Origin of the sequence: Methylobacterium sp. J-001, from assembly GCF_022829565.1 — a bacterium.
GTDB lineage: Bacteria > Pseudomonadota > Alphaproteobacteria > Rhizobiales > Beijerinckiaceae > Methylobacterium.
The window spans coordinates 1-830 of sequence record NZ_JAKSYN010000091.1 but is presented as its reverse complement, the minus strand read 5'-3'; the positions used below and the strand labels follow the sequence as shown (position 1 = coordinate 830).

General features: G+C 67.0%; 2 protein-coding genes. Both read left to right on the top strand.

The annotated features are described in order from the left end of the window. Positions 1–154 (top strand): transposase (locus tag MKK65_RS09835; RefSeq protein ID WP_243957380.1); only part of this gene is annotated, 154 nt, incomplete at its 5' end. A gap of 358 nt (positions 155–512) precedes the next feature. Next, positions 513–830, top strand: a 318-nt coding sequence (locus MKK65_RS09830) for a helix-turn-helix domain-containing protein (protein WP_243957378.1), incomplete at its 3' end; no start/stop codon positions are given.

Below are 830 nucleotides of genomic sequence, written 5' to 3'. Positions count from 1 at the left end.
GAACGCCTCGTGGTTCCTGTCGCTGGCCGATGCCCGCGAGCGCATCGAGGACTGGAGGTGCCACTACAACGAAGATCGCCCCCATACGGCCTTGGGCGGCTTGACGCCCCGAGCCTTCGCCAACCAAGCTGTCACAGCCCGGAAACTTGCATAGGCCGTGGACCACAAACGGGGTCAACTCCAGGCCTACCACGCACTAGCTTCAACCTTGGACCACCCTGTGGGGGCCGATCATCATTCGGACCCAAGCGAGGACGGCCTCCGGCCGCGACCTCGGCCGAGTCGATCCGATACGGTGGCAGGTCATACGCCAATCCCTAATCATCAGTAGGCAAGCGCGGACCACACGCACCCGCTTCCGCCGCGATCCCGACGGCTATCTCAACGCCCTCGAACGACGGGCGGAACAGCCGACTCTGCCGCACTAGTTTTTTGTCGGGACAGACGCGCTGTCTAGTGCAGTGACGCGGACGGCGGATTCACGCACACGGTGAGACGTGCGAGTCTGTGCGATGGCTCAGACGGTATGCGTACACCTCGATGCGACCGACCCGGCACGGCTGGCTGCGATCGCCAGCGACCGCTCCCGTCCGCTCAAGCATACCCAGCACGCCCGCATCGTCTTACTCTCGGCCGAGCGCCTGAGCGTCCAAGATGTGGCCCGGCGGGCGGGCGTCAGCCGCCCGGCCGTGTGGCGCTGGCAGCGGCGCTACGCCGAGGCGGGCGTTGAAGGTCTGCTGCGTGACAAGACGCGTCCGCCCGGGACACCACCCCATTCGACCGAGACGGTCGCCGAGGTGCTGGCGCTGACCGGCTCGGAGCCGCCGGGC